Consider the following 13,375-nt stretch of genomic DNA (forward strand, 5'->3'; position numbering starts at 1 on the left):
CGGCAACAGCGTCACTTGGTGGCGATCCGCACCACAGATGAACCGCGCCATACACGCCTCCGCTGTCCCGCAGAGACTATCATAACCGCTACGTTTTCACACAGCCTCCACTCCATCCGGACCTTCGGCGGAAGCGGCTCGAATGCCCGCAAGGGGTCAGGAGTTCGCGCTCGTCTTAATCTGCGACGCGCCGATTTCGATGAAAAACTCGCGTCGGATCTGGATCGAGCGCTCAACGGACGAACGCGCCGGTCCGACGCGAGAGCGATCCTGATCGATCAGGCCGGGATGAACTGCTGAAGCGGGATCGGCTTGGCGCACTTCCTGAGGTTCTGGGACGCCGCGGCGAGGTGGAACTCGTCCCAGGCCCCGTTCGGTCCCCGTACTCAGAGTCGATCCCACTTCAGGAACCGTCTGAGGTGGGCAAACAGCATCTCAACCTTCTTGCGCTCGCGTTGCGAGGAGATCGGCCGATCCGCAGGCGCTGTGAGCGGCAACGCGATTCGCCTCGGCACCGCGGACCTGTTCCACGCAGCTCGAAAGGCCATCATCCCCCCGAGATTGGCGCCCGTTACCACTTCGAACGTGCTCGTGCGCAGGATCATCGCGATCGTTCCTTCCAGCCCCCGCGTTCGGTCATCGACGCGCTAACTGCGCAGTCACTTCGATCGAGGCCGATCAGGTCGGCCCGGTCGAGACGTCGGTTCAATGCGTCCGCGAATGTCGGAGCAAACGAGATCGTTACCTGAACCATCCGCGGACGACGGAAGTGCTCTCGCCTTCGCTGTCCGCAAACGATATCTCGCCGCGTTGGCGTAACAACGATCCCTCGCGTCGGCTACATCTTGCCAATAAATCTCGAATCAAATGCGTTGTTTTCGGCGCCTTTCGATGATCTGTATTCGTGAAAAACTGCAGCAGACCGGAGATGCGCGGGAGGGAAACAAATGTTCTTGCCGGCTCGTCTGCGACTGAGCAGCCTCAAACGGCAATCACAAGAACGGTAACGGACAAGGGGTTCCTCGGTCGGGATGGTGCAGATCTTCCACCCGGGGGCGGACACCGTCGCCCGCGTTGTCCTCGCGTCCATCGGTGCCGTTCCGGTTCTGGCGGTCGGCCTCGCCTACACGTTGTGGCGCTCCCCCTACGTGACGGCCCAGGACGTGACCCGTGAACAACCGGTGCCGTTCAGCCATGAGCACCATGTCGGCGGCCTCGGGATCGATTGCCGCTACTGCCACACCTCGGTGGAGAAGGCGGCATTCGCCGGCATCCCGCCGACCGAGACCTGCATGAGCTGCCACTCGCAGGAATGGACCAACGCGCCGATGCTGGCGCCGGTGCGCCAGAGCCTCGCCGAGGGACGCCCGCTGACCTGGAACCGGGTCCACAACCTGCCGGCCTACGTCTACTTCAATCACTCGGTCCACGTGGCCAAGGGCGTCGGCTGCTCGACCTGCCACGGCCCCGTCCAGACCATGAAACTGATGCGGCAGACGGCCCCGCTCACCATGGGCTGGTGCCTCGACTGCCATCGCGACCCCGCGCCGAACCTCCGTCCGCACGAGGCGGTGTTCGACATGGCTTGGAAGCCACCCGCCGATCAGGCGATGATCGGTGCCCGCTTCGTCGAGGAGCGCCACATCAAATCGCCCGAGCGGCTGAGCGAGTGCTCGATATGCCACCGCTGACGCCGCCCTCGCGCCGCGAGGCGCTGCGCCTCCTCGGAGCCGGCATCACGCTCGCCGCGGGCGGCTGCTCCAGACCGGTCGAGACCATCGTACCGTACGTGCGGGCGCCCGAGCAGCTCCTGCCCGGCGTGCCGGTGCGCTACGCCACGACCCTCTCGCTCAGCGGCTGGGCGCGCGGGGTCCACGCCATCGCCGTCGACGGGCGGCCGATCAAAATCGAAGGCAATCCGCTGCATCCGGCAAGCCTCGGCGCAACGGACGTGTTCGCGGAGGCCGCGATCCTCGACCTCTACGATCCTGACCGCTCGCGCACAGTGACCGAGCGGGTGGGCGGCATCGCCTCCTGGGACATGTTCGAGCGGGCGCTGAGCGGGCCGCTCGCGACGGTGCAGGCTGCCCGCGGGCGCGGCCTGCACCTCGTGACCGGCCGCGTCACCTCGCCGACGCTCGCCCGCCAGATCGATGCGCTGCTGCGCGCGCTGCCGGAGGCGGCGTGGTACGTTCACGAGCCGGTCGATGACGGGAATGCGGAGCGCGGAGCCGAACTTGCCTTCGGCCGACGCCTGCGCGCCCTGCCCCGGTTTGAGCGGGCCGAGACGATCCTGTGCGTTGGGGCCGACCCGCTGGGGGCCGGACCGGACCAGATCCGGCTCGCGAACGCCTTCGCCGACCGCCGCCGTGACCGGGAGCGGTTCGGCCGCCTCTACGTCGCGGAGGCGGCGCTGACTCTGACGGGGGTCAAGGCCGACACGCGTCGGGCCGTCCATCCCCTCGATCAGCCGGGGGTGCTGGCGACGGTGGCGAACGCACTCGGCGCCGGCCTGCCCATACCTGAACTGCCCAAAGCGGTCCGGCTGTTCGCCGAGGCGGCCGCCGAGGATCTCGAAGCGCACGAGGGCCGCGCGCTCGTGCTCGCCGGGGCCGCACTAGCGCCGGAAGGCCACGCGCTTGCGCACTGGATCAACGCGCGCCTCCGGGCGCCCGTCGACTTCATCGTCCCGCCCGACGGGATCGAGGGGCGAGCGCCCGCGACCCTCGCTGATTTGGCCGGCGCGCTCGACCGCGGCGCGGTGACCTGCCTCGCGATCCTCGACGCCGATCCGGTCGCCACGGCACCACCCGAGCTCGACCTCGCCAAGCGCATCGTGCGCGCCCGCTTCAGCGTCCATGCCGGGCTTTACGGCGACGAGAGCGCGGGCGCCACTCACTGGCACCTAGCGCTGACGCACGAACTTGAGAGCTGGTCGGATCTCCGCGCGACCGACGGCACCGCGAGCCTCGTCCAGCCGCTTCTGCGTCCGCTCTACGATGGGCGCTCGCTCCACGAGATCGTGCCACTCTTCGCCGGCCGCACGGCGACGGCGGGCTACGCTCTCGTCCGGGCGACGTGGCAGCAGCGCGGGGGCGCGGACTTCGAGGGCTGGTGGCGCCGCTGCCTGCACGACGGGATCATCGAGGGGACCGCCGCACCGACCCTACAGCCCGGCGAGCCGCGCCTGATCCCGCTGCCGCAAAGCCGCCGGAGCGACAGCCTCACCGTCGAGCTGCGGCCGGATCCATGCCTCTGGGACGGGCGCTTCGCCAACAATGCGTGGCTTCAGGAATGCCCGAAGCCAATATCGAAGCAGGTCTGGGGCAACGCGCTCGCGCTCTCCCGCGCCGAGGCCGGGTGGCGCGGGCTCGAGGCCGGCGACGTGGTGCGCGCGAGCGCGGGCGGCCGCACCATCGAGGTGCCGGTGATCATCGAGTCCGGCGTCGCCAACGGCGTCGGCGTGCTGACGCTCGGCTACGGCCGCGAGCGGGCCGGCGCCATCGGCAACGGCGTCGGCACGGATGCCTACGGTCTGGCGAGCGGCGCTTCGCCCTGGCTCGTGACCGGCGTCGATCTCGCGAAGACGGACAGGACCGAGACGATCCTGCGCACGCAGAACTACGTCGAGCTCGAAGGCGAAACCCGAAAACTGTTCCGGCAGATCGACCTTGCCGCACTGGCGAGCGCCGAGCCGAAGGGGATCGGGGCAGATCAGCCGTCCCTGCTCGATGCGTGGAAGGGCGACAAGGACGGCCATGCCTGGGCGATGGTGATCGACACCGATGCCTGCATCGGCTGCAATGCCTGCGTCATCGCCTGCCAATCCGAGAACAACGTGCCCGTGGTCGGCCCGGAAGAGATCGCGCGCGGCCGGATGATGCACTGGCTGCGGATCGACATCTACGACGAGGGCGGCCCGGAGGCGCCGCGCGCCGGGTTCCAGCCCGTGCCCTGCATGCATTGCGAGCACGCGCCTTGCGAGCCGGTCTGCCCCGTCGCGGCCTCCGTCCATGACGGCGAGGGCCTGAACCTTCAGGTCTACAATCGCTGCGTCGGCACCCGCTTCTGCGAGGCGAACTGCCCCTACAAGGTCCGCCGCTTCAACTTCTTCGGCTACGCGGACGGCCAGCCCTACGCGAACCTCGGCGCGGAATCGGTGAAGGCACAGCGCAACCCGAACGTCACGGTCCGCGCCCGCGGCGTGATGGAGAAATGCACCTACTGCATCCAGCGCATCGCCACCGAGCGGCAGGCGGCCGAGCGCGACGGCCGTGCGATGGGCCGCGTCACCACAGCCTGCCAATCCGCCTGCCCGACGCGGGCGATCCAGTTCGGCGATCTCGCCAAGCCCGGCAACGCCATCACCGAACTGCGCAAGGATCCGCGCCACTACGCGCTGATGGAGGAGCTGAACACCCGCCCACGCACGACCTACCTCGCGAACCTCCGCGCGCCGAACCCGGACCTGAAGGAGGACGATGCGTGAGCGGGAATGCCCAGCCCCATCGTTGGATCGCCCGCGAGCGCCTCGGCTATGGCGAGATCTGCGCCGCGGTCGCCGACCCGATCCAGCGGCGCGGGCCGGGCCGTGCCTGGGTGATCGCCTTCCTCGGCGTGCTGCCGCTGGTGCTCGCCACCGTGATCGCCATCGGCGCGGTGCTGACCATCGGCATCGGCCTGTCGGGCGTGAACACGACGGTGGTGTGGGGCTTCTCCATCGCCAACTACGTCTGGTGGATCGGCATCGGCAATGCCGGAACGCTGATCTCCTCGATGCTGCTGCTGACCCGCCAGCATTGGCGTGCCTCGATCAACCGCTTCGCCGAGGCGATGACGCTGTTTGCGGCTGCCATCGCCGGCATCTTCCCGATCATCCATCTCGGGCGGCCGCTCTATTCCTACTGGCTGGCGCCCTACCCCAACACCATGGATCTCTGGCCGCAATGGCGCTCGGCGCTGGTCTGGGATTTCTGGGCGATCCTCAGCTACCTCCTATTTTCATTGATCTTCTGGTTCACAGGTCTGCTGCCCGACCTCGCGACCATGCGCGACCGGGCGCAGTCGCGCCTCGGCCGGAAGATCTACGGCGCGCTGGCGCTCGGCTGGCGCGGCTCGGCCCGGCACTGGGCGGTCTACGAGACCTTCCACAAGACCATGGCGGCTTTGGCCGTCCCGCTGGTTTGCTCCGTTCACTCTATCGTCGGCCTCGACTTCGCCGCGAGCCTGATGCCCGGCTGGCAGGAATCGATCTTCCCGCCCTACTTCGTCGTCGGCGCGATGTATTCGGGTTTCGCCATGGTGGTAGTGCTGGCGATCGTCATCCGCTGGGGCCTCAACCTCCAGGCGGTGATCACCCCGGCCCATTTCGACGCCATGGCGAAGGTGATGCTGTTTGCCAGCATCGTCATGACCCTCTCCTACGCCACCGAGTGGTTCATGGGCTGGTACGGCGGCGATCACGCCGACCGGGCGGTGATCGCTTATTTTTTCATTGGCGACTACCGTTGGCTCTATTACAGCCTGCTGTTCTGCAACTGCCTCGTGCCGCAGGCGCTGTGGTTCGCACGCGTGCGGCTCAACCTGTGGGCGCTCGCGGTCATAGCGGTCGTGATCAACCTCGGGATGTGGCTGGAGCGCATCCTGATCGTCTGGAACACCCTCTCGCACGGCCACGCCGTCAGCTTGTGGCGGACCTATCACGTCAGCTTCTACGACGTGGTGATCCTGATCGCGCCGCTCGGTCTGTTCGCCTTCGGATTCCTGGTCCTGGCGCGGATCTTTCCGATCATCTCCATTCACGAGGTCAGCCAGCTCGCCCACGACGCGGGCGCGGCCAGAGGGGAGACGGCATGAGCGCCCCGCTGCTAGCCGAGTTCGACACGCCCGAGGCGCTGGTGCGGGCGATGCGGCTCGCCGCCGCCGACGGTCACCAGGCGCTCGACACCTTCACGCCCTTCCCCGTACCGGATCTCACGGACGCCTTCGCGCCGAAGCGCAACCCGGTGCGGCCGGTGATGGCGGTGGCTGGTTTCGGCGCGGCGGCGGCGATGTACGCCCTGCAATGGTATTCGTCGGTCATCGATTACCCGCTGAACGCGGGCGGACGGCCGCTGCATTCCTGGCCGGTCTTCCTGCTGGTGCCGTTCGAGTTCGGGGTGCTGATGGCCGCCATCGCCGGGCTCGTCGCAATGTTCTGGACCTGCGGCTTGCCGCGCTTGCATCATCCGCTCTTCGCGATCCCGCAATTCGAGCGGGCGAGCCAGGACCGATTTCTGCTCCTCGTCGCGCCGAAGGATGCGGACGCGACCGCCCTGCGCGCGAGCCTGGAGCGGGCCGGCGCCCTGCTCGTCGCAGAGATGCATCCGTGAGGCGCCTCTTCCCGCTCCTGCTGCCGCTCCTCGCCTCGCTCGGTGCCTGCGAGGACCAGTCGATGCGCCGGCAGGCGCGCTACGAGGTCTACGGCAAGGCGCCACTCTTCCCCGACCAAGCCGAGGCCCGCCGCCCGCCCGAGGGAGCGGTCGAGGTCGGCGCGCTCAGCCGCGAGGCGTCCTTGCGCGATCCGCCGCCCTTGGATGCCGCTTTGCTGGAGCGCGGACGCCAGCGCTACGACGCGATCTGCACGCCCTGTCACGGCTATACCGGCCACGGCGACGGCATGGTGGTGCAGCGCGGCTTTCCCGCCCCGCCCTCCTATCACGAGGAACGTCTGCGGGCGGCGCCGGCCGCCTACTTCGTCGATGTTATCACCCGCGGCTACGGCGTGATGTACGCCTACGCCAACCGGGTCGAGCCGCGCGACCGCTGGGCGATCGCAGCCTATATCCGCGCTCTGCAGCTTTCGCAGGGCGCCCGCGTCGCCGAGGCTCCCGATCTCGCAGAGAAGCTGCCGTGAGCGATGCCCTGTTCCGCGGCTGGCTGCTCGCCTGGATCGTGTGGAGCGCGGTGCCGTTCGGCGCCCTGGTCCTCGCCATGATCCATATTGTGACCGGCGGGCGATGGGGCGCGGTCCTGGCGCCCGCCCTGCGGCCGGCGACCGCCCTCGTGCCGCTCGCCGCCCTCGCTTTCCTCGGTGTCGCCCTCGGGCTCCAGTCCGCCTACCCTTGGGCCGCCGGCACGGGCGCTAAGCCGGATGTCCTGCGCCTCTACCTCGACCCGACGCTGTTCCTCGTGCGCGCGACGGTCGCTCTTCTCGGCTGGTCGGTGCTCGCGGTGCTGTCCCTGTCCGGGCGCGCCGGCCCGCTCGTCGCCGGCCTCGGCCTCGGCTTCTACGGCCTGACGATCAGCCTCGTCTCCGTCGATTGGATCCTTTCGGTCGAGCCCGGCTTCAACGCCTCGGCCTTCGCCGCCGACGTCGCGCTGCACCAGATCCTGGCGGCTCTCGCCTTCGCAGCGCTGGCAAGCCCGTCGAGCCTCGACGCCCGCGGCGCCTCCGACCTCGCTGGCCTGATGCTCGCGGCTCTCCTCGGCGTGATCTACCTGGAGCTGATGTCCTACATCGTCGTGTGGTACGGCGACCTGCCGCCCAAGGCGACCTGGTACCTGAAGCGCGGTGCGAGCCCTTGGGGTGGCGTCCTCGTCGCGAGCCTCGTCCTCGGCGGTATCCTACCTTTCCTCGCCCTGCTCTTCGCGTCCGTCCGGAAGAGCCCGGCCCTGCTGCGCGGCGTCGGCCTGCTCGTGCTGATCGGCCTCGCCCTGCATTTCGCGTGGCTCGTTCTTCCAGCTTACGGGGCCCAGGCGGGCGGCGCGGCGACGGCGGCCGTGGTCGCCCTTCCCATGCTGCTACTCGTCTCGGGATTCGTGTCACGACTGATCTTGCGGCGCGCCGGGAGGCCCCGTCATGTCTGACGCGGCCCCTGGCCAGCTCCACAGGCGAGTCCACGACGACGTCGTCGGCCACGCCCCGCCCGGCATCGAGGCGCCGGATATCCGGCTCAAACCCCTGCTGCTGACCGGGTTGTTCATCGTCGTCTTCACCGCCGTCACGATCGGCGGCCTGCGATACTACTACAGCCGCCAGAACCTCGGCCCCCTGGTTCAGACGGCGCGGGTCTTCCCGGCGCCGCGGCTTCAGCAAAGCCCGGAGGCCGACCTCGCGGCGATGCTCAAGGATCAGCGGACGAAGCTCGACGGCTACGCCTGGATCGACCGCAAGAAGGGGATCGCCCGCATGCCGATCACGGAGGCGATTCGGCGCCTCGCCGAGCGCGGCAACGCGGCCTACGCGGCGCCGGTCCAACCGGAACGGACGCCCGCGCTCGGCAGCCGCGGCGGCGCCTCGAGCACCGTGCTCGCCCCCGGTGCCGGACCGGGCGCCGTCGACACACCCGCGGGCGCCGGGCCGGCGAGAGGGTCGCCCTGATGCTCGACGCCCTCATTCCCACCTTCTTGCGGCCGGAATCGGCCTCGGTTCAAGCGGCGAAGGTCGACGCGATCTTCATCGGCCTTCTCCTGATCTCCTCGGCAATCGTGCTGCTCGTGGTCGGGCTGGTCGTCACCTTCGCGATCCGGTACCGCCGCGGCTCCGCGGCCGAGCGCGGCGAGATGCCGAGCCTCGTCTCGCGGGAATTCGAGGTTGGCTGGACCGCCGCGACACTGTTCATCTTCGTCTTCATCTTCTGGTGGGCCGCCTCGGTGGAGATCGGCGCCTTCTCCCCGCCGAAGGACGCCATCGAGATCCACGTCGTCGGCAAGCAGTGGATGTGGAAGACGCAAGGGCCCAGCGGCACCCGCGAGATCAACGAGTTGCACGTCCCCGTCGGCGCGCCCGTGCGCCTGCTCCTGACCTCGCAGGACGTGATCCACTCGTTCTACGTCCCGGCTTTCCGCCTGAAGCGCGACGCCTTGCCCTATCAGCAGACGGAGACGTGGTTTCAGGCGACCAAGACCGGCACCTATCACCTGCTCTGCACCGAGTATTGCGGCACCGACCACTCGCGCATGCTCGGCCGGGTGATCGTGATGGAGCCGCAGGACTACGCCCGGTGGCTCACCAAGCAGCCGGAGCGCGACGGGCTCGCCGAACTCGGCGAGCGGCTGTTCTCCGAGCGGGGCTGCTCGGGATGCCACAATGCGGGATCGAAGGTGCACGCGCCCTCGCTCGCCGGCATCTGGGGACAGTCGGTGCCGCTGGAGGGCGGGCGCACCGCGAGTGTCGACGAGGCCTATGTCCGTGACTCGATCCTCCAGCCGCAGCGCGACGTGGTGGCCGGCTACGAGCCGATCATGCCGAGCTACGAGGGCAAGCTCTCCGACGGCGAGATCCAGGCGCTCACCGCCTATATCCGCCACGGCACCGACCGGTTCGACCTGATCGGCTCGCTCAACCTCACGCCGGCCCAGAACATCTGCGCGCCGGGCCAGACGCCGCAGGATTCGTCGCCGAACCAATCCCTGCGCAGCCCAGCCCTGGTGCCCGGCGCACCCGCCTCGGGAGACACGCCGCCATGATGCGCATTCCACATCCTGCCGGGAGCCCTGCCCGATGAGCGGCGCCTCCTCCGACGCCTCGACGCTGGCCAACCCGCGCGAGCTGGATCTCGGCCTGCCGGTCAGCTATCTCGCCGAGGGGCGCAGCGTCGCGTCCTGGCTGTTCACCACCGATCACAAGCGCATCGCGATCCTCTACGCGATTTCGATCACGTTCTTCTTCTTCATTGGCGGCGCGGCGGCGACCCTGGTGCGGCTGGAGCTGTTCACGCCGCAAGGCGACGTCGTCGGCGCGGACACCTACAACAAGCTGTTCTCGCTGCACGGCATCGTCATGGTGTGGTTCTTCCTCATCCCGTCAATCCCAACGACGATGGGGAATTTCCTGCTGCCGCTAATGATCGGCGCGCGCGACCTCGCCTTCCCCAAGCTCAACCTGATCTCGTGGTATCTCAACCTCGCCGGCGGTCTGCTGACGCTGGCGGCCGTGCTGGCGGGCGGGATCGATACCGGCTGGACCTTCTACGTCCCCTACTCGACGGTGTTCTCGAACACTTTCGTCACGCTGGCCGTGCTCGGCGTGTTCGTCTCCGGCTTCTCGACCATCGCCACGGGCGTCAACTTCATCGCCACGGTCCACTTCCTGCGGGCGCCCGGCATGACGTGGTTCCGCCTGCCGCTTTTCGTCTGGGCGATGTACACGACGAGCCTGATCTTCGTGCTCGCCACGCCGGTGCTGGCCCTGACGCTCGTTCTCGTCATCGCCGAGCGCACCTTCAACCTGCCGATCTTCGATCCGGCCCGCGGCGGCGACCCGATCCTGTTCCAGCACCTGTTCTGGTTCTACTCGCACCCGGCCGTGTACATCATGATCCTGCCGGCCATGGGCGTGATCTCGGAGGTCATCACCTGCTACGCCCGGCGGCGGATCTTCGGCTACTCCTTCATGGTCTACGCCCTGGTGGCGATCGCAGTGATCGGCTTCTTCACCTGGGGCCACCACATGTTCACCTCGGGGATGTCGCCGTTCGCCGCCCTGGTGTTCTCGTTCCTGTCCTTCATCGTGGCGGTTCCCTCGGCGATCAAGGTGTTCAACTGGACCGCCACGCTCTACCGCGGCCAGATCGGCTTCGAATCGCCGATGCTCTACGCCCTCGGCTTCCTCGGCCTGTTCACCATGGGCGGGCTGACCGGCTTGTTCCTCGCCTCCGTGCCGATCGACGTGCACGTGCAGGACACCTATTTCGTCGTCGCCCACTTCCACTACATCATGGTCGGCGCCTCGGTGTCCGCCTACTTCGCCGGCCTGCACTTCTGGTGGCCGAAGGTGACGGGACGGATGTATCCGGAGAGCTGGGCGCGCTTTGCCGCCCTGCTGATGTTCTTCGGCTTCAACCTGACCTTCTTCCCGCAATTTATCGCCGGCTATCTCGGAATGCCGCGGCGCTACTACAGCTATCCGCCGGAATTCCAGGTCTGGAACGTCCTTTCCTCCTCGGGCGCCGCCGTGCTCGCGGTGGCCTACCTGATGCCGCTCGGCTACCTCACTTGGTCGCTGTTCTTCGGACGCCGCGCCCTCAACGATCCGTGGAACGCCACCGGGCTCGAATGGCGCACGACCTCGCCGCCCCCGCGGCAAAACTTCTTCGGCAATCCGCAGGTCCTCGCCCCGCCCTACGACTACCACCCGGAGGCGACGCCGCCCGGCGACGAGCCGCGCATCGCCGAAGAGGGGGCGCTGACGTGAGCGCGGGCGGCGATGTCGTCGACACGGCCGCCAAGCGCCACCTGCGCGAGCCGTGGGACGAACTCCGCCTCGCGGAGGACCGCGCCTTCGCTCACCAGCGGGCTGGGGCGACCTTCGGCATCTGGGTCTTCATCGCCAGCGAGGTGCTGTTCTTCGGTGCGCTGTTCCTGCTCTACACCGCGATGCGGCTGGAGCACGCCGCAGATTTCGCCGCCGCCGCGCGTGAAACCAACATCGTCTACGGCACGCTCAACACCGCGCTCCTCCTCACCAGTGGCCTCTGCGCCGCGCTCGCCGCGCAGGCCTCTGAGCGGGAGGCATTGCGGCGCCTGACGCTCGGGTGTCTCGCCGCGACGGCCCTGCTCGGCCTCGCATTCATGGTCGTGAAGGGGCTGGAATACCGCGAGGATATCGAGAGGCACCTCGTGCCCGGCGCCGGCTTCGCCCTCGCGGCGCCCGCGACGCAGCTCTTCTTCGGCTTCTACTGGCTCTCGACCGCGATCCACGCCATCCACCTGTCGATCGGCATCGGCCTCGTCCTCCGCCTGATCTTGAAGGAGTGGCGGGCGCCGGGCTTCCTGTTCGAGAGCCCCCAGGTCGAGGTGGCGATGCTCTACTGGGGCTTCGTCGACATGATCTGGATCGTGCTCTACCCGATGCTCTACCTCGACGGACGTGGCGGATGAGATCAGGCACGCAACAATCCGTGGGGACGATCTGGTGGCGCGGCCTCGTCGTCTGGGCCCTCTTGCTCGCGCTGACGGCTTTGAGCCTGTTCTCGGCCTACGCAGCGCCTGCTCCCTGGTCGACAGTCCTCAATTTCAGCATCGCCGCGACCCAGGCCAGCCTCGTGGCGCTGCTGTTCATGCGGCTCGACCGGGCCGACACCCTGGTGCGCCTCGCCGCCGCCTCCGGCCTGTTCTGGCTCGCCATCCTGTTCACTCTGACGCTGACCGACACGCTGAGCCGCCTCGCCAACAGCTGAGGAGATCGCACGGCGCGTCGGGCCGGATGCGTCGCGTGGTCCGGCGGCTCGCGGTGCTGCGTGACCGCTCCCGTCTCGTCCGCGGCTCCGATCCGCACGGTCTCCGACTTCGCGGCCGGCGTCTTCGAGGGCCCGTTGGGATGCTTGAAAGAAAATGCGGAAAATTAGAAGCTGAAAGCGCTGAGGCAGCCGTCCGGCAGCGGGAAGGAAACAACCTTCAGCCCGAACAACGAACGCTCGACGCCATCCTGCGCGTCGCCGACGAGAGAGACAGCCTGCCCCACCTACAGCTTCTCCGATTCGCCCTACAGAGCTGATTAACGAAGGCGACTTCGACGCTGTCGTCGATAGCCGCCTGCACAGTCTTGGCCAGCCGCTCGACCTGGGCGCGGTCATCGGCATTGGCCGGCGTGACATGCAGGGTCAGAAGATGGCCGTCGCTTACAGGTCCGCATCCTACTACTGCGCGGACTTCTGAGCCGACATGCTCGAAAGTCTGCAAGGGGTCAGGTGTTCGCGCGCTGCTTATTCCGCTGAGCCCCAGGAGCCGATGTCGGGCCGGCAAACGCCGAACCGCCGCTCCCGACCCTTCTCTGACTTACGGAGCATCCGCTCCCGGGTGTTCCCTTCGAATGGTCAGGCCTCGCCTCACGAAGCCGCCATTCGTGCAAGCTGTAACGACAGCAGCAATGATGATGCGGGTTTACGGGCCGTGGTGCATGTATTGGATAGGATCACACCTATCGGCACTGCTCGTCGAGCATCCTCGCGATGTCGAGACCTCCGAACGACATGCCGGGCTTGAACGGCGGTCCAGGAGAAATACGGACACGACCGCTTTCGCTGAAGAGTTCAAGCGGTTGCTTCACACTCCACGATCCGTCCGTGTTGTGCGTGAACCGTGAGCAGTCCAACTCTGTTTGGCCCGTCGGCTGCTGCGCATGGGCCGAACCCGTGACGAGCGCCAATGCGGAAAGGCTCAACAGAGCAGATCGCGACAGCATGAACGGCTCCTCAGCGCAGCGCGCTCTGCTGAGGTTAGGAGTTTCACCTCCTGAATGCCAGCCGGGATATCCTACCCTCGCCTGCGCGTACATCCGCTACCCACCGAGACTGTGTGAGAACGCGTTTTGGTCGATCGGTGCGGGGCGGAGATGGTGCGCGAGGTGCGGCGTGCTCTCACGCCCGGAGGGTCGTGAGGAGCGGTTCAACTC

General features: G+C 67.7%; 13 protein-coding genes and 2 pseudogenes. 12 read left to right on the forward strand and 3 right to left on the reverse strand.

The annotated features are described in order from the left end of the window. A partial coding sequence (locus MFF24_RS27780) for a hypothetical protein (RefSeq protein WP_238229116.1) occupies nucleotides 1-300 on the forward strand: 300 nt, incomplete at its 5' end. On the opposite strand, the pseudogene MFF24_RS27785 reads toward MFF24_RS27780, so the two are convergent. After that, nucleotides 279-470: pseudogene (locus MFF24_RS27785) on the reverse strand (IS5/IS1182 family transposase); the annotation flags it as partial. The gene MFF24_RS27780 and the pseudogene MFF24_RS27785 overlap by 22 nt on opposite strands. Before the next feature lie 561 nt (nucleotides 471-1,031). On the opposite strand from MFF24_RS27785, the gene MFF24_RS27790 reads away from it, so the two are divergent. From MFF24_RS27790 to MFF24_RS27840, 11 genes are read left to right on the forward strand one after another with little or no spacing between them, the layout of a single operon-like run. Beyond that, nucleotides 1,032-1,691: a cytochrome c3 family protein gene (locus MFF24_RS27790; protein ID WP_108938311.1), complete on the forward strand. Its 660-nt coding sequence runs from the start codon at nucleotides 1,032-1,034 to the stop codon at nucleotides 1,689-1,691. Continuing rightward, nucleotides 1,679-4,489, forward strand: a complete 2,811-nt coding sequence (locus MFF24_RS27795) for a 4Fe-4S dicluster domain-containing protein (RefSeq protein ID WP_108938310.1) — start codon at nucleotides 1,679-1,681, stop codon at nucleotides 4,487-4,489. Before MFF24_RS27790 ends, MFF24_RS27795 begins: the two co-directional genes overlap by 13 nt. Continuing rightward, on the forward strand, nucleotides 4,486-5,856 hold the full coding sequence (nrfD, locus tag MFF24_RS27800) for an NrfD/PsrC family molybdoenzyme membrane anchor subunit (RefSeq protein ID WP_108938309.1): 1,371 nt from the start codon (nucleotides 4,486-4,488) through the stop codon (nucleotides 5,854-5,856). The genes MFF24_RS27795 and nrfD overlap by 4 nt, the downstream gene beginning before the upstream one ends. Beyond that, nucleotides 5,853-6,371, forward strand: a complete 519-nt coding sequence (locus MFF24_RS27805) for a DUF3341 domain-containing protein (RefSeq protein WP_108938308.1) — start codon at nucleotides 5,853-5,855, stop codon at nucleotides 6,369-6,371. Before nrfD ends, MFF24_RS27805 begins: the two co-directional genes overlap by 4 nt. Continuing rightward, the gene (locus MFF24_RS27810; RefSeq protein WP_108938307.1) at nucleotides 6,368-6,895 is read left to right on the forward strand and encodes a c-type cytochrome; all 528 of its coding nucleotides are present in this window, start codon (nucleotides 6,368-6,370) and stop codon (nucleotides 6,893-6,895) included. The genes MFF24_RS27805 and MFF24_RS27810 overlap by 4 nt, the downstream gene beginning before the upstream one ends. Beyond that, nucleotides 6,892-7,848, forward strand: coding sequence for a hypothetical protein (locus MFF24_RS27815; RefSeq protein WP_108938306.1), 957 nt, complete (start codon nucleotides 6,892-6,894; stop codon nucleotides 7,846-7,848). Before MFF24_RS27810 ends, MFF24_RS27815 begins: the two co-directional genes overlap by 4 nt. After that, nucleotides 7,841-8,362, forward strand: a complete 522-nt coding sequence (locus MFF24_RS27820) for a hypothetical protein (RefSeq protein WP_108938305.1) — start codon at nucleotides 7,841-7,843, stop codon at nucleotides 8,360-8,362. The genes MFF24_RS27815 and MFF24_RS27820 overlap by 8 nt, the downstream gene beginning before the upstream one ends. Further along, a complete protein-coding gene (gene coxB / locus MFF24_RS27825) occupies nucleotides 8,362-9,450 on the forward strand; it encodes a cytochrome c oxidase subunit II (protein WP_108938304.1) in 1,089 nt (362 codons plus the stop codon). Before MFF24_RS27820 ends, coxB begins: the two co-directional genes overlap by 1 nt. 34 nt (nucleotides 9,451-9,484) lie before the next feature. Beyond that, nucleotides 9,485-11,176 carry a cytochrome c oxidase subunit I gene (gene ctaD / locus MFF24_RS27830; RefSeq protein ID WP_108938303.1) on the forward strand — a complete coding sequence of 564 codons (1,692 nt, stop codon included), beginning with the start codon at nucleotides 9,485-9,487 and terminating at the stop codon, nucleotides 11,174-11,176. Next, nucleotides 11,173-11,862, forward strand: coding sequence for a cytochrome c oxidase subunit 3 (locus MFF24_RS27835; RefSeq protein ID WP_108938302.1), 690 nt, complete (start codon nucleotides 11,173-11,175; stop codon nucleotides 11,860-11,862). The genes ctaD and MFF24_RS27835 overlap by 4 nt, the downstream gene beginning before the upstream one ends. Continuing rightward, nucleotides 11,859-12,161 (forward strand): cytochrome C oxidase subunit IV family protein, encoded by a 303-nt coding sequence (locus MFF24_RS27840; protein WP_108938301.1) that lies wholly within the window; start codon nucleotides 11,859-11,861, stop codon nucleotides 12,159-12,161. Before MFF24_RS27835 ends, MFF24_RS27840 begins: the two co-directional genes overlap by 4 nt. A gap of 313 nt (nucleotides 12,162-12,474) precedes the next feature. On the opposite strand, the pseudogene MFF24_RS27845 reads toward MFF24_RS27840, so the two are convergent. Both MFF24_RS27845 and MFF24_RS27850 read right to left on the reverse strand, forming a co-directional pair. Beyond that, nucleotides 12,475-12,597 (reverse strand): annotated as a pseudogene (locus MFF24_RS27845) (IS5/IS1182 family transposase); the annotation flags it as partial. Between the two features lie 304 nt (nucleotides 12,598-12,901). After that, nucleotides 12,902-13,165: a hypothetical protein gene (locus MFF24_RS27850; protein ID WP_162940401.1), complete on the reverse strand. Its 264-nt coding sequence runs from the start codon at nucleotides 13,163-13,165 to the stop codon at nucleotides 12,902-12,904. Nucleotides 13,166-13,375: the final 210 nt, after the last annotated feature.

This window comes from Methylorubrum aminovorans (assembly GCF_022179725.1).
GTDB classification, from domain to species: Bacteria; Pseudomonadota; Alphaproteobacteria; order Rhizobiales; family Beijerinckiaceae; genus Methylobacterium; species Methylobacterium aminovorans.

What these genes read in the sequence shown, in the direction of transcription:
- MFF24_RS27790 (WP_108938311.1), top strand. Translation starts at nt 1,032, where the DNA reads ATGGTGCAGATCTTCCACCCGGGGGCGGACACCGTCGCCCGCGTTGTC.
- MFF24_RS27795 (WP_108938310.1), top strand. Translation starts at nt 1,679, where the DNA reads ATGCCACCGCTGACGCCGCCCTCGCGCCGCGAGGCGCTGCGCCTCCTC.
- MFF24_RS27805 (WP_108938308.1), top strand. Translation starts at nt 5,853, where the DNA reads ATGAGCGCCCCGCTGCTAGCCGAGTTCGACACGCCCGAGGCGCTGGTG.
- MFF24_RS27820 (WP_108938305.1), top strand. Translation starts at nt 7,841, where the DNA reads ATGTCTGACGCGGCCCCTGGCCAGCTCCACAGGCGAGTCCACGACGAC.
- coxB (WP_108938304.1), top strand. Translation starts at nt 8,362, where the DNA reads ATGCTCGACGCCCTCATTCCCACCTTCTTGCGGCCGGAATCGGCCTCG.
- ctaD (WP_108938303.1), top strand. Translation starts at nt 9,485, where the DNA reads ATGAGCGGCGCCTCCTCCGACGCCTCGACGCTGGCCAACCCGCGCGAG.
- MFF24_RS27840 (WP_108938301.1), top strand. Translation starts at nt 11,859, where the DNA reads ATGAGATCAGGCACGCAACAATCCGTGGGGACGATCTGGTGGCGCGGC.
- MFF24_RS27850 (WP_162940401.1), bottom strand. Translation starts at nt 13,165, where the DNA reads ATGCTGTCGCGATCTGCTCTGTTGAGCCTTTCCGCATTGGCGCTCGTC.